Genomic DNA, 20198 nt, shown 5'->3' with positions numbered 1-20198 from the left:
TTACCCACATCCCGCAGCAGAGGTTTACCGAATGCTGACTCACATAAGCGTCCGCGGCGCGCGCGAGCATAATCTCAAGGGCGTCGATGTCGATCTGCCCCGCGATTCCCTCATCGTCATCACCGGCCTGTCCGGCTCGGGCAAATCCAGCCTCGCCTTCGACACCATCTATGCGGAGGGGCAGCGGCGCTATGTGGAATCGCTCTCCGCCTATGCGCGCCAGTTTCTGGAGATGATGCAGAAGCCCGATGTCGAACATATCGAAGGCCTCTCGCCCGCCATCTCGATCGAGCAGAAGACGACCAGCCGCAACCCGCGCTCCACCGTCGCCACGGTTACCGAAATCTACGACTATATGCGCCTGCTCTGGGCGCGCGTCGGCATCCCCTATTCGCCCGTCACGGGGCTGCCCATCAGCGCGCAGACCGTCAGCCAGATGGTCGACCGCGTCGCCACCCTGCCGGAAGGCACGCGCTTCTACCTGCTCGCCCCCGTCGTGCGCGGCCGCAAGGGGGAATATCGCAAGGAACTGATGGAGTGGCAGAAGGCGGGCTATACCCGCGTCCGCATCGACGGCGAAATGTACCTGATCGAGGACGCGCCCGCGCTCGACAAGAAATATAAGCATGACATCGAAGTCGTGGTGGATCGCCTGGCCGTGGAGCCGGACATGGGCACCCGCCTCGCCGACAGTTTCGAACAGGCGCTCAAACTCGCCGACGGCCTCGCCTATGTCGACCTGGCCGAAGGCGTCGTGCCCGGCCGCGAGGATGAATCCCCCTCCGCCGACAAGAAGATGAAGAACGCCGGCATCCCCGCCAACCGCATCGTCTTCTCCGAAAAATTCGCCTGCCCCGTCAGCGGCTTCACCATAGCGGAGATCGAGCCGCGCCTCTTCTCCTTCAACGCCCCGCAGGGCGCCTGCCCCGCCTGCGATGGCCTGGGCGAACGGCAATTGTTCGACCCCGAACTGGTCGTCCCCAACGAAGCGCTCAGCATCAAGAAGGGCGCCGTCGTCCCCTGGGCCAAGTCCAACCCGCCCAGCCCCTATTATATGCAAGTCCTCGGCTCCCTCGCCAAGGAGTTCGGCTTCTCCCTCGACACCCCCTGGGCCGACCTGCCTGGCGAGGTAAAGCTCATCATCCTCCACGGCACCGGCGGCAAGGCGGTGACATTGAAATTCATGGACGGCCGCAAAAGCTATGAAGTGAAGAAAGCGTTTGAGGGCGTCATCGGCAACCTCAACCGCCGCCTGCTCCAGACCGACAGCGCCTGGATGCGCGAGGAACTCGCCAAATATCAGCGCGCCCAGCCCTGCGAAACCTGCCACGGCGCCCGCCTCAAACCCGAAGCGCTGGCCGTCAAGATCGCGGGCGAGGACATCTCCCTCTCCACCCGCCGCTCGGTCGTGGACGCGCTCAACTTCTTCACCGCCATGCCCGACAAGCTGAACGACCAGCAGAACCAGATCGCCCGCGCCATCCTCAAGGAAATCGTGGAGCGGCTGGGCTTCCTCAACAATGTCGGCCTGGATTATCTCAACCTCGACCGCACCAGCGGCACGCTCTCCGGCGGCGAATCCCAGCGTATCCGCCTCGCGTCGCAGATCGGCAGCGGCCTGTCCGGCGTCCTCTACGTCCTGGACGAACCCTCGATCGGCCTGCATCAGCGCGACAATGACCGCCTGCTCGTCACCTTGAAGCGCCTGCGCGACCTCGGCAACAGCGTCATCGTCGTAGAGCATGACGAAGACGCGATCCGCCACGCCGACTATATCGTCGACATGGGTCCGGGCGCAGGCATCCGCGGCGGCGAAATCGTCGCCCAGGGCACGCTCAAGCAGATCCTCAAATCCAAAAACTCGCTCACCGCCGATTATCTCAACGGCACCCGCCGCATCGACGTGCCCAAAAAGCGCCGCAAGGGGTCGGGCAAGAAACTCACCGTCCACAACGCCCGCGCCAACAATCTGACCGGCGTCACCGCGTCCATCCCGCTCGGCACCTTCACCTGCATCACCGGCGTCTCAGGCTCGGGCAAGTCCAGCTTCACCATCGACACGCTCTACGCCGCTTCCGCCCGCGCATTGAACGGCGCGCGCATCATCGCGGGCGCGCATGACAAGGTGACGGGCCTGGAACATTGCGACAAGGTGATCGACATCGACCAGTCGCCCATCGGCCGCACCCCCCGCTCCAACCCCGCCACCTATACCGGCGCCTTCACCAATATCCGCGACTGGTTCGCCGGGCTGCCCGAAGCCCAGGCGCGCGGCTACAAACCCGGCCGCTTCAGCTTCAACGTCAAGGGCGGCCGTTGCGAAGCCTGCACCGGCGACGGCCTCATCAAGATCGAGATGCACTTCCTCCCCGACGTCTATGTCACCTGCGACGTGTGCCACGGCGCGCGCTACAACCGCGAAACGCTGGAGGTGAAGTTCAAGGGCCACTCGATCGCCGACGTGCTCGACATGACGGTCGAGGATGCGGTGGAATTCTTCAAGGCCGTCCCCCCATCCGCGACAAGATGGCGATGCTCGCCGAAGTGGGCTTGGGCTATGTCAAGGTCGGCCAGCAGGCCACGACCCTGTCCGGCGGCGAAGCCCAGCGCGTCAAACTCGCCAAGGAACTCTCCCGCAGAGCCACCGGCAACACCCTCTACATCCTGGACGAACCCACGACCGGCCTGCATTTCGAAGATGTCCGCAAACTGCTCGAAGTCCTCCACGCGCTGGTCGACCAGGGCAACAGCGTGGTCGTGATCGAACATAATCTCGACGTCATCAAGACCGCCGACTGGATTATCGACATGGGACCGGAAGGCGGCGTCAAGGGTGGTGAGGTTGTGGCTGAGGGTTCGCCGGAAAAGGTCGCGAAAGAACCGCGGTCATTTACCGGGCATTATCTCGCGCCGTTGCTGGGGCTGGAGAGTGTGGCGGCGGAATAAACAATTGTTGACATCTTGATCGAGTTTTGTCTCGTTTAACAAAACTCGGAGGAATCATGGCTAATCGATTTAAAGCGGAAGTGGCGGGCCTAAATCTTCGGCTTCATCCACATTCGCCAGCACGTTACAGAGAACTTTGGAAGGCGGCCTTTTCACGTAAAAAAATCATAAAAATGCGGGGTGATCGGTCGGGACTAATCACAGTTTTATCCAAGATTTCCGATGACGCTTTATATATAAATGGTGTTTTATCGACATTCTTGGAAATTGACTGGGATGGAACTTGGCTCGATACCAATACTCTCGCAGAAGCAGATGATACTGAGGTCGCAAAAATTTCGGTTCCAGATAACCTACGCCCTAATGCGATGAATTTTTATTTCAGATTTGATGTTAAGAATCACGAAATTATATTCGAACATTACGGAAGTGGCCATAGACTTACTATAAATTCTGCCTTGAACTTCTTCTCAAATTTATTTCGAGATTCCAAAATAAAGAAGCAATTTGGCGATGTGAAAATTACCATAATTCAGAGCAAGGGCAGTATAGAAAAAATCTTTTCCATTGCTCGCATAACGAACATCGAGGTTTATATTGAACGTCCCAATTCTGACCTATGGGATGGAGATTTCGAGGAGTTAGCAGAAGAACATCTGGAAGACAAAAATGCTCGTAGTATGACAGTTATTTATAAATCTGAGCCTGGTCGTGGGATTGAGCGAGATGAAGATCTAAATGCCTTGGTGCGGACAAGCATAAGAAATGGTCGCACAATAGCCAAAGGTTACGGTGTGAATGGCCATGAAACCATTACAACCGACGAATTTCCAAAAATAATGCAAGGAAAATTTGATCCTGAATTTGCTAGCGACAGCACTGCATTTCAACATCTTGCTGATCAGTTCCGAAGAAAACAATGACAGCCTACAAAGAACTATTTAGGATTTTAAATGTGTATTGGTCAGATTATGGCCGATATAGAGAGGTATCGAAATCGCCATTTTTTCACCTCGCACTCATTTTATCTTTTCTTAATTTGATCGGCATCCTCTCCATTAGTTGGAGAGAAATGGCTAAATCTACACTTCCCACTATGATGGGATTTAGTTTGGCTGCATATACTATAGCATTTTCGTTGATGGGAAGCGACTTACATACGGCATTGAAGAGCGCTATAAATCAGCGACGTGGTGTATCACTCCTTAAAATGGTGAATGTGACATTTTTTCATATTGTTTTCGTTCAAACCGCTGGCTATCTGTACTCAATATCGACCGAAGGTAGCTTTTTTTGGAGGATATTAGGAAAATCTACCGATCTAGAAAGTATAAATGGCATCATCTTAATGGTGATAATTTTAGCAGATAAATTTATCGGAAGTTTATTCCTATTCTATGGATCGATATTGCTTTTATCAATTGCTATAGCGATGTTTAGACTGGGCAGACTTTCAGCCTTAACAAACATCACTCGGCCTCCAAATGACGATGGGTAGTTTCTAATGGAGGCGAACTGCCGTCAAATGCGAAACGCTTCACCCCACCCTCTCCAACCCCAACCACTCAACAAACGGATCGAAATCCCGGTCGCTATACAGCAGCGCCATTCCGTCATGGATGCACCGCGTCGCGATCAGCGTGTCGATCGTCTTGCGCACCGTGATCCCCCGCCCCCGCAAAATTCGATAATGCCGCGCCGCCAGCACGGCGATCGCCTGCCCACCGATATTGACCGGCTCCAGCGCACCCAGCAACGCCAGCGCCCGCTCCGCGTCCCGCTCGCTCGAAAAGCCCTGCAATATCTCCGCCAGGATGAGGTCGCCGATTGCCAGCGGCTCTGACTCCAGCAGCGCGTCGAGCCGGTCGGTCTGTGGCGTTTCCTTCCCGCGAAAATAGTCGATCCAGACGCTACTATCGACCAGGATCATAAGGCCATCCTCATAGCCCCTTCGCGTCTCCGCACCTCCGCGCGATCCAAATGGTCCCGCAAAGCCGCGCAGAAGGCCAAAACATCAATCCCGCCGCATCGCATCCAGATCACCCTGCCAATCGATCGCCCCGCGCAGCTCCCGCAACTCCGCCTGGCGCGACAGCCGCAACAGGGTCTTCAACCCCATCTCCACCGCCTCCCGCTTGGTCCGCGCGCCGCTGGCCCGCATGGCGTCGGCGATCAGTCCGTCATCGATCACGATATTGGTGCGCATATGTGTATCCTTTGCCGCTAATATACACATCCATCGACATCGGCACAATCGGGCCGACAATAAGCTGGTCCGATACGGACTATTCCCAGCGCTGCACCTTCCCCCGATATGGATAATAACGTGCAGCCCTGTTATCCTCTTACCATGACCAAACTCACCCCCATCGAGTCTGAATTTGCGACGACCGAGGAAGCGGAAACCTACGACGCCTGGTTCCGCGCGGAGGTCGAGGCATCCTTGGCGGACCCGCGCCCGTCCATCCCGCACGATCAGGTGATGGCTGAACTACGCGCCCTCATCGAAACCAAGAAAGCCAAGCGGGCCTAATGCCGCACGTCATCTGGCGTGCGAAAGCGCGGGAAGACGTGCGCAATATCATCGACTATATTGCCGACCGCAATCCCACCGCCGCGCTTGGTCACGTCGATCTGTTCGAACAGGCTGCCGAACGACTAGCTGACCACCCCTACATGCATCGCGCCGGGCGTGTCCCCGACACACGCGAAGCGGTCGTCGCGCCCAATTATATCCTCGTCTATCGGGTCGGCGCACATGTCATCGAAATAGTTTCGGTCAAGCACACCCGCCAACAATATCCCTGAAACCCTCCCCAAAAATCCTATTCGCTGTCCTACACACCCTCCGCGCGCCTATCCTCCCGGCAAACCCCTCAGCCGGAGGCACGCGACCCATGTCCTATCACGACCCCATCCTCCCCACCCCCGCCCCGCAAATCCGCGTCGATGGCTGGTCCCCCGCGCGCCAGCGCCGCTTCCTCGAAGTCCTCGCTGCAACCGGCGTCATCCGCCTCGCGTCCGAAGCCGCATTCATCACGCCGCGCTCCGCCTATGTGCTGCGCATCCGCCGCGACGGCGCGGCCTTTCGCCTGGGCTGGGACGCGGCGATCCTCATCGCTCGCGCGCGGTTGGCCGACACTCTGCTCGCCCGCGCCATCATGGGAACGGAGGAAACCATCCGCAAAGACCCCGACAATTATGAGATCACCCGCCACCGTCACGACAACCGGCTCGCCATGTCGATGCTCGCCCGGCTCGATCGCATGGCCGACAGCCCGGTCGAAGGGTCCGATGCCGCGCTGGCCCGCGTCGTGGCGCAGGATTTCATCGCCTATCTCGACCTGATCTGCCCGGAAGCCGAAGCCCAGGCGGAAGCCGACAGCCTCAACCTGCCCCGCCCCGGCAAGGAGCCGACCGCGCGCACCATGGACGACGCCACCCTCTATGACGGCACCATGCCCGACACGCCCGAGCCGGTCGAAACGGACACCGCCACCGCCCTCTCTTCCGGCGCATCGGCGGCCCTGTTCGTTGCCGCGCGCATGGCGCTGCACAAAGCCCAAAATCCGCACTTTTCCGTCGCGGATGAACGGTGTGAACTTCGCCCCCCGCCGCCCCCGATCCTGGCCGATCTCCCGCCGGACGAAGCCGCCGATCGGCTGCGCGGCATCTGGTGGGACGAAGAGCTGCACCGCTGGCGCACCGATTTCCCGCCGCCGCCCGGTTTCGACGGCGACGCCAGCGACAGCATCTACGATGTCGACGATTATGAGCGCGACCTGACGGAAGCGGAGGAAGAGGCGCTCGCCGCCCAGCAGGAGGCCGAACGCCGCCCCTACGAACAGGCCGCCGCCCTCGCCCGCGACGATTTCTTCGGTTTCGCCCTGGCGCAGGACGCGTCCCACGCCACCGCCACGGCCGGGGCGGGATGACAGATGCGGCGCGCCCATGAAACGCGCCTTCGCCCGGCCCGCCGCAATAGCGAATGCCCAATCCCGCCAATCACCGCCTGGTCGTTCCCCGGCGAAAGCCGGGGTCCAGTTTCAACCGTGGAACTGGACCCCGGCCTTCGTCCAGGAACGCCACGGTGCGCCCCCATCAACACTTGCCACCAGCCCCCGCCCCCATTTGCTATTTCGCCCCCCATGCCCTATGAAAGGGCAGCTACAGTCGCAAATCGACGGTTCTCGGCGCTTTGCGGCACCTGTTTCCTTCTTTCCCTGCCCCTTTAGCGATCCGGTGCGACCACACGGGCCGCGCCGCACGAAAGAAGGAACTACCATGAGCATCGTCGGAACCGTCAAATTCTTCAACGCCGACAAGGGCTATGGCTTCATCGCTCCCGATGATGGCAGCCCGGACGCGTTCGTTCACATCACCGCCGTCGAGCGCGCTGGCCTCGCCACGCTGCGCGAAAAGGACCGCGTCTCCTATGATCTGGAGCAGGACCGTCGTGGCAAGATGGCCGCTGTGAACATCGCGCACGCCGAATAAGCGACGCGATTGGGCCGGGCGTTCCCGCGCGGAACGCCCGGCTTCATACCATGTCCAGATAGACCGACCCGGTCACCAATATCATGGGCAACGCGGCCAGCATGGCGACATTCCACCGCCGCGACCGCACGAACAGCAGGGCGATCAGCAGCGCCAACAGGCCGACCAGCGCCAGCAGCGTCCAGGCGGTCGCCACATCGCTGATCTCCGGCCCGGTCGATGGCCGGTAGAGTTCGAGCAGCGTCTGGCCGACGATATTGCCGATATTGGCGCTCAGCACGCCGCCGATGACCATCCGCTTGTGCCGGTCGTACCAGTCGTCGAAATCGGGCCATTCCTCCGGCTCGTCGGGAAAAATGAGCGTCGCGGCCAGATAATAGACGCCGACCAGGGCCAATACGCCCACCAAAGTCAGATAATTGGCGTCCATCTGCGCCCGGGCCTCGAACGCCGACAGCCAGAAACTGGTGAGGTCGAGCAGCACGAACAGCCCCAGCAGCGGCGTCAACCACCCGATCCGCACCGGCTTGGCGCCCCGCTTCAGTTTCAAAGCCCTGGAAAATCCGCCCAGCACTTCACTGATCGCCAACCCCAGCAACAGCCCGAAGGCCGCGAACACCAGATCGAATCCCGACATTCGGCTCCCCCATCGCACCGTCCGTCGCAAGCCTAGCAAAAGCAGCGGTCCAGACAATCCATGCCGGAACTCCTGCCATCCTTGCCGGTTATCTCCACCGAACCGCAACAATGGAGCATCCCATGATCCGCACCCTGATTTTCGGCGCTATCGCAGGCTATGTCGGCAAGAAACTCTATGACGAAGGCAAGCTAACCGAGTTCAAGAACGACCTCGTCACCCGCTACAACGACGCGAAGACCACCATCGCCGACAAGGCTTCGGAAATTGAAGCCGAAACCGCGTCGACGTCGCCGCTAGTGTCATCAAGCAGCACGATCAACCGTCCGCTGCCCAACTAAGCCTTTCCCAATCCGGCGGTCCTGTCCCCCGCTAACCGCCGGTCACCGCCCGCTCGCCGCCGCTCCCCCTCTCGCGGCCGCAGCGGGCGGTTTCTTTTTGGCCTCTGCAACGACTGGTGTCCTACAGAGTTGTTAGCGGTCATAAAGACACCGACATTAGGAGATACTCCATGCGCAAACCCATCATCGCCGCCGCCATCCTCGCCATGCTGCCGCTCGGCGCTTGCATGTCGGATAATGGAGGCGGCCGTGGATATGGCTATGACCGTCCCGGCGACCGTCGCGGCCCGCCTCGCTATGCTCGCCGTCCCATCCGCGACAACGACCAGATCTATCGCGATCGCGACGGCCGCTATTATTGCAAGCGTGATGACGGCACCACCGGCACCATCGTCGGCGCCATCGCTGGCGGCGTGCTGGGCAACGTCATTGCGCCGGGCGGATCGAAGACGCTTGGCACCATCATCGGCGGCGCGGGCGGCGCGCTGGCCGGGCGTGCGATCGACAAGAACGACATCAACTGCGAATAAATAGAAAGGGCGCGGGGATTGCTCCCCGCGCCCTTTCCTACTGCGTCACGCTGACTTACAGCTTTTCGGTAAGCTCCGGCACGATCTTGAACAGATCGCCGACCAGGCCGATGTCTGCGACCTGAAAGATCGGCGCATCCTCGTCCTTATTGATGGCGATGATGGTCTTGCTATCCTTCATCCCCGCCAGATGCTGGATCGCGCCGGAAATACCGACCGCGACATAGACTTCGGGTGCGACGATCTTGCCGGTCTGCCCGACCTGATAGTCGTTGGGCACATAGCCCGCATCGACCGCCGCCCGCGATGCGCCGACCGCCGCGCCCAGCTTGTCGGCGAGCGGGAAGATAACCTGCTCGAACGTCTCGCCATCCTTCAACGCGCGGCCACCCGACACGATGATCTTGGCGCTGGTCAGTTCAGGACGCTCCAGCTTGGCGATCTCGGCGCCGACGAAGGACGACAGCCCCTTGTCGCCGGTGGAGGCGACCGCTTCCACGGTGCCAGAGCCACCGTCCCGCGCCGCCTTCTCGAAAGCCGTGCCGCGAACGGTGATGACCTTCTTGGCATCCTTCGACTTGACGGTCGCGATCGCATTGCCCGCATAGATCGGCCGGGTGAAGCTGTCTTCGCTCTCGACCGACAGGATGTCGCTGATCTGCATGACATCCAGCAACGCGGCGACGCGCGGCGCGATATTCTTGCCGTTGCTGGTGGCCGGGGCAATAAAGGCATCATGATGCCCCATCAGTTCGACGATCAGCGGTGCGACGTTCTCGGCCAAAGCATGCGCGAAGGCGGCATCATCTGCAACATGGACCTTGCCCACGCCAGCGATCTTGGCCGCCTCAGCGGCGACGCCATCGACGCCTTGCCCGGCAACCAGCAGATGCACTTCCCCCAGTTTGGCGGCGGCGGTGACGGCGGAAAGGGTCGCGTCCTTGACGGCGCCGCCCTCATGTTCAACCCAAACGAGCGTCTTGCTCATGCTGCAACTCCTGTTTTCCAGCGGCTCACGCCGCCACTCCTAGGGCCTTGAGTTTCGCGACCAGTTCATCGACATCGGCGACCTTGACGCCAGCCGACCGCTTGGGCGGTTCTACGACCTTGAGCGTCTCCAGCCGCGCGCTGATGTCCACGCCATAATCGGCCGGGGTCTTCTGCGCCAAAGGCTTCGACTTGGCCTTCATGATGTTGGGCAACGAGGCATAGCGCGGTTCGTTCAGCCGCAGGTCGGTGGTGATGATCGCCGGGGTCGACAGCTTCACCGTCTCCAGGCCGCCATCCACTTCGCGGGTCACATTGACGCTGCCGTCCGCGACTTCGACTTTCGACGCGAACGTGCCCTGCGGCAGGTTCAGCAGCGCCGCCAGCATCTGGCCGGTCTGGTTGCTGTCGTCGTCGATCGCCTGCTTGCCCAGGATGATCAGGCCAGCGCCTTCTTCTTCCTGCACCTTGGCGAGCAGCTTGGCGACGCCCAGCGGCTCGACCTCTTCGTCGGTCTGGATCAGGATCGCCCGGTCGGCGCCCATGGCGAGCGACGTGCGCAGCGTTTCCTGCGCCTTGGCGACGCCGATCGACACGGCGATGACTTCAGTTGCGACGCCCTTTTCCTTCAGGCGGATCGCTTCCTCGACCGCGATCTCATCGAACGGGTTCATGCTCATCTTGACGTTGGCCAGATCGACGCCCGTGCCGTCCGCCTTCACCCGTGGCTTCACATTATAGTCAATGACCCGTTTGACAGGCACAATGATCTTCATTTCCAACATCCTCCAGTTTTACACTATCGGTTACCAACGCAAACACGGACGTGGGCGGCCCGTTTCCGGACCACCCACGCCCATCAGGCGTATTTCGTTTATGTGCGGTCGAGCGTCAGGCCGCCTTCCTCACTTCCGCCACGATCTTCTTGGCGGCGTCACCCAGGTCGTCCGCCGGGACGATGGCCAGGCCGGACGACGCCAATATGTCCTTGCCCTGCTGAACGTTGGTGCCTTCCAAACGCACCACCAGCGGAACCGACAGATTCACTTCCTTGGCGGCGGCGACGATGCCATTGGCGATGATGTCGCACTTCATGATGCCGCCGAAGATGTTGACCAGGATGCCCTTGACCGCCGGGTCTTGCAGAATGATCTTGAACGCCGCCGTCACCTTTTCCGTCGTGGCGCCGCCGCCTACGTCCAGGAAGTTGGCGGGGAATTCGCCATTCAGCTTGATGATGTCCATCGTCGCCATGGCCAGGCCAGCGCCGTTCACCATGCAACCGATATTGCCGTCCAGCTTGATGTAGGCGAGGTCGTACTTGGACGCCTCTACTTCGGCCGCATCTTCCTCGGTCAGGTCGCGCAGTTCGGCGATGTCCTTGTGACGGAACATGGCGTTGCCGTCGAAACCGACCTTGGCGTCCAGCACCAGCAGGTTGCCCTGCTCGGTCAGCGCCAGCGGGTTGACTTCGATCTGCTCGGCATCGGTGTCGAGGAACGCGGCATAGAGCGACGACGCCACCTTGGCCGCCTGCTTGGCGAGGTCACCGGTCAGGCCGAGCGCTGCAGCGATCGAGCGGCCATGATGCGGCTGGAAACCAGCGGCGGGATCGACGGCGAAGCTGTGGATCTTTTCAGGGGTCGAGTGTGCGACTTCTTCGATGTCCATGCCGCCTTCGGTGGACACGACGAAGGCGACCCGGCTGCTGCCGCGATCGACCAGCAGCGCCAGGTAGAATTCCTTGGCGATGTCGGCACCGTCAGTGATGTACAGGCGGTTGACCTGCTTGCCCGCGTCACCCGTCTGGATCGTCACCAGCGTGTTGCCCAGCATGTCGGTCGCGTGGGCCTTGACCTCATCCAGGTTGAAGGCGAGGCGGACGCCGCCCTTGGCTTCTGCGCCAAGTTCCTTGAACTTGCCCTTGCCGCGGCCACCCGCGTGGATCTGCGACTTCACGACGTAAAGCGGCCCGGGCAGCTTCTTGGCGGCTTCGACGGCTTCCTCGACCGAGAAGGCGGCATAGCCAGCGGCGACGGGCGCGCCATATTTCGCCAGCAGCTCTTTTGCCTGATATTCATGAATGTTCATAGCGCTGACCCTCTTCGCTGAAATCTGATGTCAGCGGATAAGCACAGCCGTCCGAGAGGCGCCAGAATATTTCGCAAAATCACTTTGCAAAATTGCAAAGCGTGGGAGGCCAATCCGCCGGTCGCCAGCGAAAAGGCTATAAGGCGCAGGCTAGGGCGGATCTGGTGGTCACCGCAAAAATCTCAGGATCATCCAATGCACGCACCTCATGCAGCATCTGATCGATAGTCATTTTTCCGCTGTGAGATTTGCGGAGCGATGCGAGCGACTGCAGCTTTTTCAGCTGGGCCAGGCTCAGTCGATCTACCATCCGCTTCGCCATGCACGCCGACATTTTCGGCGACAGTCCGGCTTCTTCCAACCCTGACCGCACCCGCGATTCGGGTGACAGGGACGTACAGGCAGCAAGGCTAGCCATTGCGAAGGCTGCAACCAAACGGGAAGACTTGTGGATCATAGCGCTTTCAATGGCCCTGTTCGGCTGAACAAGGCATAAATGGCGCGAACGCACGAAGGATAGCATCGTCCATGGATAAAATTTTCGCCGCCATGTCGCATCGCGTCGCCAACTGGGCGGGTCAACCGCTCGCTTTTGCCCTGGCGTTGGGCAGCGTCATCCTGTGGCTCGCCACCGGGCCTTTCTTTCAATATTCCGACACATGGCAATTGGTGATCAATACTAGCACGACCATCGTCACCTTCCTGATGGTATTCCTGATCCAGAATGCGCAAAATCGCGACGGATCGGCGATCCAGGCCAAGCTGGACGAATTGATCCGTGCGGTCGACAATGCCCGTAACGATTTTATCGGCATCGAACATCTGACCGAAGCGGAGCTTCAGCGCATCAAAGCGGTATTGGAAAAAGAATGTGGCGACGATGCCGCCCATCATCTTGCCATCGAAAGGTTGATCGAACGCCGTTGACAGTGCCGTCAATGCGCGTGGATGATCAACCGTTCGTTTTCACGGCGGTAGGCGTCGATCCGTTCGGCATAGCGTTGCGCCAGATTTTCATAAGCGTCGCGACCTTTGTCGGATCGGCTCGACTGCGCCCGGATAAGCGACATCTGCTGACGGTGCAGCAGATAGTTGACGTCCATCTCCATATTCGCCCTCCTCCCTTCCATATTCGAAAAGATTGGTCGATTTAAACTCGCGGCGTTAGCGTAACGGTTATAGCGCGTAAGTATTTGGTTGGCGAACCCGCTTACCCTGCGGCGGAGGCAACTGGACGCGCTATCCAGCGTAACACGACATAGCCGGACAGGGCCGATAGCAACGATCCCAGCAATATCCCGCCCTTTGCCTCCTCGACAAACATCGGTTGCCCGGGAAAAGCGAGCGCACCGATGAACAGGCTCATGGTGAAACCGATGCCGCACAGCATCGCCATGCCGTAAATCTGGCTCCAGCTTGCCCCCGCAGGTCGCTCGGCAAAGCCCAGGCGTACCGCGATCCACACCGCGCCAAAAACGCCGACCTGCTTGCCAAGAAACAACCCCATCGCGACGCCCAGCGATAGAGGCGCGAAAAGCATGGCGCCTGCATCTCCGCCGACATGCAGACCGGCATTGGCAAAGCCGAAAAGCGGCACGATCAGATAGGCGCTCCAGGGATGAAGCGCATGTTCCAGTCTATGCAGGGGGCTGTGCGATCCGCCGGAGGTAGCCCCGATCGGTACCGTCATCGCCGCCAGTACGCCCGCAACGGTCGCATGCACGCCGGACAGCAGCATCAGCAACCAAAGAAGAACGAAGCCCAACAGATAAGGGACCAGAGCCTTCACCCCAGCTCGGTTCAGGCCATACATGACAACCAGCACGCCACCCGCACCAGCCAGCGCCATAAGATCAAGACCATGACTATAGAATAGGGCGATGATCGCGACCGCCCCCATGTCATCCACGATGGCGACTGCGGTCAGGAACAATTTCAACGACGCCGGCGCGCGGCGGCCCAGTAACGCCAGCACCCCGATCGCGAAAGCGATGTCGGTTGCGGCCGGAATGGCCCAGCCCTGGCTCAGCGCAGGCTCGTTTGCCGTCACTATCAGATAGACCAATGCAGGCGCGGCCATGCCAGCTGCCGCCGCGACGATCGGCAGCCGCCGCGTCGCCCAGCTGGACAATTCACCGGCGACGAATTCGCGTTTGATTTCCAACCCTACCAGCAGGAAGAAAATCGCCATCAAACCATCATTGATCCACAGATGCAGCGTCATCGGCCCGATCTGTGGCGACAGGATCGGTCCGATCGGCGCGTGCAGCATGACATGATAGGCGTGCCCCGCCCCGCCCGGCAGGTTCACCAGCAGCATCGCCACCGCCGCCGCGATCATCAGCAACACCGCGCTGCCTGCTTCCCATGCCAGAAAAGCGCTGAATGCGGATCGAATTGGCGGTCGGTTCATAGCTTTTCCATATCGCAGACAGCGTTTCGCAGCGGGCGACAATCAAGGATTAAATGCAAATCCAAAGACTTCTCAGCAAAATATGTAAAAGACTTGGAACGACGTGACACAAATGGCATCCTCTGCCGCATAGCGGAATGGGGGGCCGTCTTGGAAGAGATTTTGGCTGGGGCTTTGTTGGCCCTTTACCATGAAGTCCTGTTCTTCGCCGTCGTCGGCCTGGCGATCGGTGGGCTAGATGATTTTCTGGTCGATCTGCTGTTCCTGTGCCGCCGCTATTGGCGCAACGTCACCATTTACGCGCGCTATCCGCGCATGACCACTGCGACGCTGCCCGCATCGTCCAATCCCGGCCGGATCGCCATCTTCATACCCGCCTGGCGGGAGGCAGAGGTCATCGGCGCCATGCTAAGTCACACGCTGGCCTGCTGGCCAGGCGATGATTATCGCATATTCGTTGGCGTCTATCCTAACGATCAGGACACCATCGATGCTGTGGCGTCGATCGCCACCAACGAACCCCGCATCATCGTCGGCATCAACCCGCGCCCCGGCCCCAGCACCAAGGCCGACTGCCTCAACGTCCTGTGGCGTGCGATGCTGGACGTCGAACGGTCCATGGGCAAGGCCTTCAAGGCAGTCGTGCTGCATGATGCGGAGGATGTGGTTCATCCCGACGAAATTCGCTTGTTCGACTTCATGATCGACCGGTTCGAGCTTGTCCAACTGCCGGTCCTGCCGCTCCCCGGTCGCGGCACTTGGCTGGCGCGCGCCATATCCAATCACTATGGCGACGAATTCGCGGAAAACCATGGCAAAGCCTTGACGGTGCGCGAAGCACTGGGTGCGTCGATCCCCTCCGCCGGGGTTGCCTGCGCATTCGAACGGGCAACGATCGGTCGCTTGTCCGATCCCATTCATGGCGGCCCGTTCGACCCGTCGTCGTTGACCGAAGATTATGAAGCGGGCCTGCGAATAGCCAATATGGGCGGACGCGGCGTGTTCGTACGGATGCGCGACGCCACTGGTGCGCTGGTGGCGACACGCGAATATTTCCCCGACAGGATCGATGCTGCGGTCCGGCAAAAAGCCCGCTGGATGGTCGGCATATCATTGGCGGGGTGGGACCGCATGGGGTGGCATGGCGGGCCTGCCGAATGGTGGATGCGCATCCGCGACCGGCGTTCCACGCTGGCGGCGCTCATACTGTTCGCCGCCTATGTGGCTCTGATCCTGTGGAGCCTGATCCTGTGCCTCAGCCTGTTGATGCCGCTGCCGCAGCCGCCGCTTCCCTATTGGATCGACACGCTGTTGCAAATCACCCTCGCTCTGATGGTCTGGCGCACAGCGATGCGTGCCCTGTTCGTCGGCCGCACCTATGGCTGGCGTCAAGCCATCATGTCGATCCCCCGTACGGTCATTGCCAATTATATCGCCATATTGGCGGCAAGGCGTGCCGTGTTTCAATATGCCAAGTCGCTGGCTGGCACTCCACTCGCATGGGACAAGACCCAGCATAGTTTCCCCGACTTGAAAACCGATCCATGACAGGCTCAGTCAGCGGGCGGCCCTTCCGCTTCTTTGCCATGCTGATGCTTGGCTGGGTAGCGCTGCGGCTTGTCGCGCAGCAACCCTTCCCGCCTTCGACGAGCCATGCCGTCGCTGAGCGCCAGTTGGAAGTCGCCGCTTTGGCACCGCAGGTTCTGATGGGTAGCAGCGCCATGACCATCCTGCCTCCATTGCCACAGATCGCCGCCCCCGCCGCAACCGTGATGACGAAGCATGTGGTCGCAAGTAACAGGCTCGCTCCCCGCGCCACGTCCTCGACCAGTCAACCCGAAGTGACACCCATCAACCTGATGGCATTCGTGACGGAATCCGCAGAGTTTGCCAGCCGCCCTCATGCCGGTGATCCCGATGCCATTCAGGAGATTGCGGCCCCCACGGCTGGCCCCTCTCCCCTTATGACCACCCAAAGCGTTTCGGATCGATGGCGCGCGGCGTCATGGTTGCTATGGCGACCGGGCGCCATGAGTGGCGGCCAGGCCGTCCCGACCGGGCAGTTGGGCGGCTCCCAAGTCGGCGCTAGGATAGACTATGCCTTGACATCGGGTGCTCCGAACGCAGCCACCGCCTATGCTCGCATGAGTAGCGCGCTTCAGCGTCCTGCTGCCCTTGAAGGCGCCGTCGGCTTGTCGATTCGCCCCTTAGACGCCGTGCCGATCAGGTTGGCGGTGGAGCGGCGCATCGCCATTGGACAGGCAGCGCGCAATGCCAATGCATTCATGGCCGTAGGCGGCTTCGGGCCTGTCGCAATAGCCCCCGCAATCATGGCGGAAGCCTATGCCCAGACCGGCATCGTGGGGTTTCGGCAACGTGACGGCTTTATCGATGGCAAATTCTCGCTTGCTACACCGATCGCGCAATCGCCCTTGCGCGTCGGCGCAGCGCTGTCCGGCGGCGCACAACCCGGCGTCAGCAGGCTGGACATCGGCCCGGAAATACAGGTTCGCCTGCCGCTGCCACAGGGCGGCGCGCGGCTTTCCGTCGAGTGGCGCGAACGGGTGGCGGGAGACGCGCTACCCGGATCTGGCCTTGCCATCACCCTCGCCGCCGATTTTTGACCGCTTGCCTCTTTCGCCGCTTTCTATCGCCGTCGGTTGGCGTTACCTCCGGCTGGCATGGATCTTTACCTGCCCATAGCCAATCTGTCGGTCAACGCACTCGTCATCATCGGCCTGGGCGGCATCGTCGGGCTGCTGTCCGGCATGTTCGGCGTGGGCGGCGGCTTTCTCACCACGCCGCTTCTTATCTTCTATGGCATTCCGCCGACAGTCGCGGCGGCCTCCGCGGCATCGCAGGTTACCGGGGCCAGCGTGTCGGGCGTGTTCACTCATATGTCGCGGGGCACCGTGGATTTCCGCATGGGCGGCGTGCTGATCGCAGGCGGGGTGATCGGGGCGGGCCTGGGCGTCTTCATCTTCCGACTGCTGCAACAAATAGGGCAGATCGATACGGTCATCGGCATTCTTTACGTATTGATGCTGGGCGGCATCGGCGCGTTGATGGCAAAGGAATCGATCCAGGCGCTGGTCGCGTTGAAGACCGGCAAGCGCCCCCCGGCCCGCAAGCGGCGGCATCATCCGCTGGTCGCCGCCCTGCCGATGCGCTGGCGCTTCTATCGTTCGGGCCTGTATATCTCGCCGCTGGCACCGCTGCTGCTGGGCATAGCGACCGGCATCCTCACTATGTTGCTGGGCGTTGGTGGTGGTTTCATCCTGGTGCCCGCGATGCTCTATCTTCTGGGCATGGCCACGCAATCGGTGGTCGGCACATCCCTGTTCCAGATTTTGTTCGTAACGATGGCGACGACGATGATGCACGCCATGACGACCAAGGCGGTCGATCTGGTCCTGGCATTGCTGCTGCTGATCGGCAGCGTCACCGGCGCGCAGATCGGCACCCGCTTGTCCATGTCCATCCGGCCCGAATATCTGCGCATCCTGCTCGCCGCGATCGTGCTGCTGGTTGCAGGTCGCATGGCGCTGGGGCTGGGGTGGCGGCCGGACGAAATCTATACGATCGACCTGCGCTGATGCGTCGTTGGTACGCCTTGTTCGCCCTGCCCGTGGCGATCCTGCTTGGCGGCGCGGATGAGCCGCACCTCGTGCCCGACGTGTCGCAGCGCGACGTGGAAATTCAATATAGCTTCACTGGCGCCGACCTGCTGCTGTTCGGCGCGATCGTCTATCCGGACGGGCGGCGGCCCGACAAACCGGCCGACATCGTGGTGGTGCTCAAGGGACCGGAACAGTCCATCACCATGCGCGAAAAGCAGAAGGTCGCCGGTATATGGGTCAATGCCGACACCGTTCGCTTCCGATCCGCGCCCAGCTTCTATGCGATGGCGTCCTCCCGCCCGATCGACCGGATCGTGGATGAGAGGACCGCTGCCATCTACGAACTGGGGGTCGACAAGCTGCAACTATCGCCATCCTCCCTTAACGAAAGTGCGGAACTGTCGCGCTTCCAGGCGGGACTGATAGACTTGCGCGACCGGTCCGGCCTGTTCGTCGAACGACCGGGCACGGTCGAAATCACCGACGGCGTGCTGTATCGCGCGCGCCTGCCGCTGTCGGCGCGCGTGATCGTGGGCGACTATACCGCCGAAACCTTCCTTGTGCAGGATGGCCGGGTAGTCGCAGCCGCCGTGCGGGATATCACGGTGCGCAAATCCGGCTTCGAACAATTCATGGCCAGTTCCGCCGAACATTGGCCCATCCTCTATGGCCTTGTGGCGATTGCCATGGCGGTCGGCATGGGCTGGGCCGCAGGAGCGATCGCCCGTCGTATCTGACTCTCGAACCAATTCCGCCTTGCAGATCGCCCCCATTAGTATGACAAAAGGGGACGTAGGGGGAAGCAACGACAATGGGCGCAGACACGCAAGTAGGCGCGAGCCTCTTTCCCGACCTCTCGCAGCGCAGTCATCCTCTGCGGGCATCGCTTTCGCGTGAGATGCATGTGCGCAAAATGCCACGACTGGATACGCCGGCTCGCATCGTGCAATTCATGATGATCGTCGATGACGCCGAAGCACAGGACAGCGTGGTCGCCCTGCGCGACCTACTCCCTCCCGAAATCCCTTCGCCCGACGCGAGCGACCGCTTCTTCGCCTGCCGCATCGGTTTGCTGGGATTTTCCTGGGAGCGGCACAGCGAATTCATTACCTATAGTTTCATCGCCGATGGCGACGGGGCGCCGTTCGACCTGACCCCTTTCCAACCCGTCGCCCATTGGATCGCCCGATTGCCCGGACGGATCATCCGGTCGACCCAGATCGCGCTGACCGGCGACGAACCGTCCGCCGCGACAACAGCCGCGCATTTCGCGTCTGACGACCTCATCATCTCCGACATCGCGCAAGGGCGCGCGCGCATCTGGTGCGATTTTCGGCTCCATGACAATGGCTTTGGCCGCTTGCTGATCCAGGACCGCGGACTGCAGGGCGCGGAAGCCGCGCTGCTGGTGCAAAGGCTTCAGGAATTGGGCAATTATCGCAAGATCGCGCTGCTGGGCCTGCCCGAAGCGCAACAGGCGACGCCCATTCTGGCGACACTGGAGCAACGGCTGACGGAGATCACCGCGCGCGTGGCGCAGCCGCAGGCCGATGCCGATGCGGTGCTGGAGGATCTATCTTCGTTGAGCGCCGAACTCGCGCACATCGTCGCGCGCACCCGCTATCGCATGAGCGCAACCCGAGCCTATGCCGAACTGTGCTTCGACCGCATCCGTCGGCTGGAAGTCGCGCCGGTGCGCGGCTATCGATCCCTGGACGATTTCACAGAACGCCGACTGTTGCCCGCGATGCGCACCTGCGACGCGTTCGGCCGCCGCCTGGACGATTTGTCGCAACGCGTCGCCTGGACCAGCGCCATGCTGCGCACGCGGGTCGATACCGCGCTCGCCCGGCGGAACCGCGATCTGTTGGCGTCGATGGACCGGCGCACCGGATTGCAACTCCGTTTGCAGCATACGGTGGAAGGCTTGTCGGTCGTCGCGATCAGCTATTATGCATTCGGCCTGTGGCATTATCTAAAGGAAGCGATCGAGCATCAGGGCGGGCATCTGCCCGGCTGGATCGACCTGGCCTTGATCCCGGCCATTGTCGTCGCGGTCTTTCTGGGAATGAAGCAACTGCGAAAGGTCAAGCGCCCGCCGCCGACCCGCGGCGGCGAGACATTCGATCATTAAAG

23 protein-coding genes and 1 pseudogene are annotated in these 20198 nt (G+C 60.9%); 15 read left to right on the top strand and 9 right to left on the bottom strand.

Features of this window, described 5'->3' with window-relative positions:
- The first annotated feature begins 31 nt into the window (after positions 1–31).
- The 3 genes and pseudogenes from uvrA to U5A89_RS08240 all read left to right on the top strand — a co-directional run bounded on the left by uvrA (position 32) and on the right by U5A89_RS08240 (position 4444).
- Positions 32–2946 (top strand): annotated as a pseudogene (uvrA, locus tag U5A89_RS08250) (excinuclease ABC subunit UvrA).
- Positions 2947–3002: 56 nt separating this feature from the next.
- The gene (locus tag U5A89_RS08245; RefSeq protein ID WP_338160693.1) at positions 3003–3869 is read left to right on the top strand and encodes a DUF4747 family protein; all 867 of its coding nucleotides are present in this window, start codon (positions 3003–3005) and stop codon (positions 3867–3869) included.
- Positions 3866–4444, top strand: a complete 579-nt coding sequence (locus U5A89_RS08240; protein ID WP_338160692.1) for a hypothetical protein — start codon at positions 3866–3868, stop codon at positions 4442–4444. The genes U5A89_RS08245 and U5A89_RS08240 overlap by 4 nt, the downstream gene beginning before the upstream one ends.
- Positions 4445–4483: 39 nt before the next feature.
- On the opposite strand, the gene vapC is transcribed toward U5A89_RS08240, so the two are convergent.
- Entirely contained in the window at positions 4484–4876 is a 393-nt protein-coding gene (vapC, locus tag U5A89_RS08235; protein ID WP_338160691.1) for a type II toxin-antitoxin system VapC family toxin, read from the bottom strand.
- An 84-nt stretch (positions 4877–4960) separates the two neighbouring features.
- Positions 4961–5152: a type II toxin-antitoxin system VapB family antitoxin gene (locus tag U5A89_RS08230; RefSeq protein ID WP_338160690.1), complete on the bottom strand. Its 192-nt coding sequence runs from the start codon at positions 5150–5152 to the stop codon at positions 4961–4963.
- Positions 5153–5296: 144 nt separating this feature from the next.
- Between U5A89_RS08230 and relB the strand changes: the two genes are divergently transcribed.
- The 4 genes from relB to U5A89_RS08210 all read left to right on the top strand — a co-directional run bounded on the left by relB (position 5297) and on the right by U5A89_RS08210 (position 7443).
- Positions 5297–5479 carry a type II toxin-antitoxin system RelB family antitoxin gene (gene relB / locus U5A89_RS08225; RefSeq protein WP_338160689.1) on the top strand — a complete coding sequence of 61 codons (183 nt, stop codon included), beginning with the start codon at positions 5297–5299 and terminating at the stop codon, positions 5477–5479.
- On the top strand, positions 5479–5754 hold the full coding sequence (locus U5A89_RS08220; protein ID WP_338160688.1) for a type II toxin-antitoxin system RelE/ParE family toxin: 276 nt from the start codon (positions 5479–5481) through the stop codon (positions 5752–5754). The genes relB and U5A89_RS08220 overlap by 1 nt, the downstream gene beginning before the upstream one ends.
- 89 nt (positions 5755–5843) lie before the next feature.
- A complete protein-coding gene (locus tag U5A89_RS08215; protein WP_338160687.1) occupies positions 5844–6881 on the top strand; it encodes a hypothetical protein in 1038 nt (345 codons plus the stop codon).
- Positions 6882–7230: 349 nt separating this feature from the next.
- Complete coding sequence (locus U5A89_RS08210; RefSeq protein ID WP_228168156.1) at positions 7231–7443, top strand: cold-shock protein; 213 nt, start codon at positions 7231–7233, stop codon at positions 7441–7443.
- Between the two features lie 43 nt (positions 7444–7486).
- Here the strand turns inward: U5A89_RS08210 and U5A89_RS08205 are convergent, their stop codons facing one another.
- Positions 7487–8080 (bottom strand): hypothetical protein, encoded by a 594-nt coding sequence (locus tag U5A89_RS08205; RefSeq protein WP_338160686.1) that lies wholly within the window; start codon positions 8078–8080, stop codon positions 7487–7489.
- A gap of 122 nt (positions 8081–8202) precedes the next feature.
- Here U5A89_RS08205 and U5A89_RS08200 point away from each other — a divergent pair, with 122 nt between their 5' ends.
- Together U5A89_RS08200 and U5A89_RS08195 are read left to right on the top strand one after the other, a co-directional pair.
- Complete coding sequence (locus tag U5A89_RS08200) at positions 8203–8421, top strand: hypothetical protein (protein ID WP_338160685.1); 219 nt, start codon at positions 8203–8205, stop codon at positions 8419–8421.
- Between the two features lie 170 nt (positions 8422–8591).
- Positions 8592–8951: a glycine zipper 2TM domain-containing protein gene (locus U5A89_RS08195; protein ID WP_338160684.1), complete on the top strand. Its 360-nt coding sequence runs from the start codon at positions 8592–8594 to the stop codon at positions 8949–8951.
- A 55-nt stretch (positions 8952–9006) separates the two neighbouring features.
- Here the strand turns inward: U5A89_RS08195 and U5A89_RS08190 are convergent, their stop codons facing one another.
- The 4 genes from U5A89_RS08190 to U5A89_RS08175 all read right to left on the bottom strand — a co-directional run bounded on the left by U5A89_RS08190 (position 9007) and on the right by U5A89_RS08175 (position 12486).
- The gene (locus U5A89_RS08190; RefSeq protein WP_338160683.1) at positions 9007–9939 is read right to left on the bottom strand and encodes an electron transfer flavoprotein subunit alpha/FixB family protein; all 933 of its coding nucleotides are present in this window, start codon (positions 9937–9939) and stop codon (positions 9007–9009) included.
- Positions 9940–9964: 25 nt separating this feature from the next.
- Positions 9965–10714, bottom strand: coding sequence for an electron transfer flavoprotein subunit beta/FixA family protein (locus tag U5A89_RS08185; RefSeq protein WP_338160682.1), 750 nt, complete (start codon positions 10712–10714; stop codon positions 9965–9967).
- Between the two features lie 115 nt (positions 10715–10829).
- Positions 10830–12029, bottom strand: coding sequence for an ADP-forming succinate--CoA ligase subunit beta (gene sucC / locus U5A89_RS08180; protein WP_338160681.1), 1200 nt, complete (start codon positions 12027–12029; stop codon positions 10830–10832).
- Positions 12030–12165: 136 nt separating this feature from the next.
- Positions 12166–12486, bottom strand: coding sequence for a hypothetical protein (locus tag U5A89_RS08175; RefSeq protein ID WP_338160680.1), 321 nt, complete (start codon positions 12484–12486; stop codon positions 12166–12168).
- A gap of 71 nt (positions 12487–12557) precedes the next feature.
- On the opposite strand from U5A89_RS08175, the gene U5A89_RS08170 reads away from it, so the two are divergent.
- Complete coding sequence (locus U5A89_RS08170; protein ID WP_338160679.1) at positions 12558–12956, top strand: low affinity iron permease family protein; 399 nt, start codon at positions 12558–12560, stop codon at positions 12954–12956.
- Between the two features lie 8 nt (positions 12957–12964).
- Here the strand turns inward: U5A89_RS08170 and U5A89_RS08165 are convergent, their stop codons facing one another.
- Together U5A89_RS08165 and nhaA are read right to left on the bottom strand one after the other, a co-directional pair.
- The gene (locus U5A89_RS08165; RefSeq protein WP_338160678.1) at positions 12965–13138 is read right to left on the bottom strand and encodes a hypothetical protein; all 174 of its coding nucleotides are present in this window, start codon (positions 13136–13138) and stop codon (positions 12965–12967) included.
- Between the two features lie 101 nt (positions 13139–13239).
- A complete protein-coding gene (gene nhaA / locus U5A89_RS08160) occupies positions 13240–14442 on the bottom strand; it encodes a Na+/H+ antiporter NhaA (protein WP_338160677.1) in 1203 nt (400 codons plus the stop codon).
- A gap of 159 nt (positions 14443–14601) precedes the next feature.
- Here nhaA and U5A89_RS08155 point away from each other — a divergent pair, with 159 nt between their 5' ends.
- The 5 genes from U5A89_RS08155 to U5A89_RS08135 all read left to right on the top strand — a co-directional run bounded on the left by U5A89_RS08155 (position 14602) and on the right by U5A89_RS08135 (position 20196).
- Positions 14602–15990: a glycosyl transferase family protein gene (locus U5A89_RS08155; RefSeq protein ID WP_338162977.1), complete on the top strand. Its 1389-nt coding sequence runs from the start codon at positions 14602–14604 to the stop codon at positions 15988–15990.
- A complete protein-coding gene (locus U5A89_RS08150) occupies positions 15987–17066 on the top strand; it encodes a hypothetical protein (protein ID WP_338160676.1) in 1080 nt (359 codons plus the stop codon). Before U5A89_RS08155 ends, U5A89_RS08150 begins: the two co-directional genes overlap by 4 nt.
- 57 nt (positions 17067–17123) lie before the next feature.
- Positions 17124–18038: a sulfite exporter TauE/SafE family protein gene (locus tag U5A89_RS08145; protein WP_338160675.1), complete on the top strand. Its 915-nt coding sequence runs from the start codon at positions 17124–17126 to the stop codon at positions 18036–18038.
- The gene (locus U5A89_RS08140) at positions 18038–18799 is read left to right on the top strand and encodes a TIGR02186 family protein (RefSeq protein ID WP_338160674.1); all 762 of its coding nucleotides are present in this window, start codon (positions 18038–18040) and stop codon (positions 18797–18799) included. Before U5A89_RS08145 ends, U5A89_RS08140 begins: the two co-directional genes overlap by 1 nt.
- A 74-nt stretch (positions 18800–18873) precedes the next feature.
- Positions 18874–20196, top strand: a complete 1323-nt coding sequence (locus U5A89_RS08135) for a DUF3422 domain-containing protein (RefSeq protein WP_338160673.1) — start codon at positions 18874–18876, stop codon at positions 20194–20196.
- Positions 20197–20198 lie beyond the last annotated feature (2 nt).

The organism is Sphingobium sp. HWE2-09, from assembly GCF_035989265.1.
Classification (GTDB): domain Bacteria; phylum Pseudomonadota; class Alphaproteobacteria; order Sphingomonadales; family Sphingomonadaceae; genus Sphingobium.
Note: the sequence above shows the minus strand (reverse complement) of the source record. Positions and strands in the feature narration are given on the sequence as shown.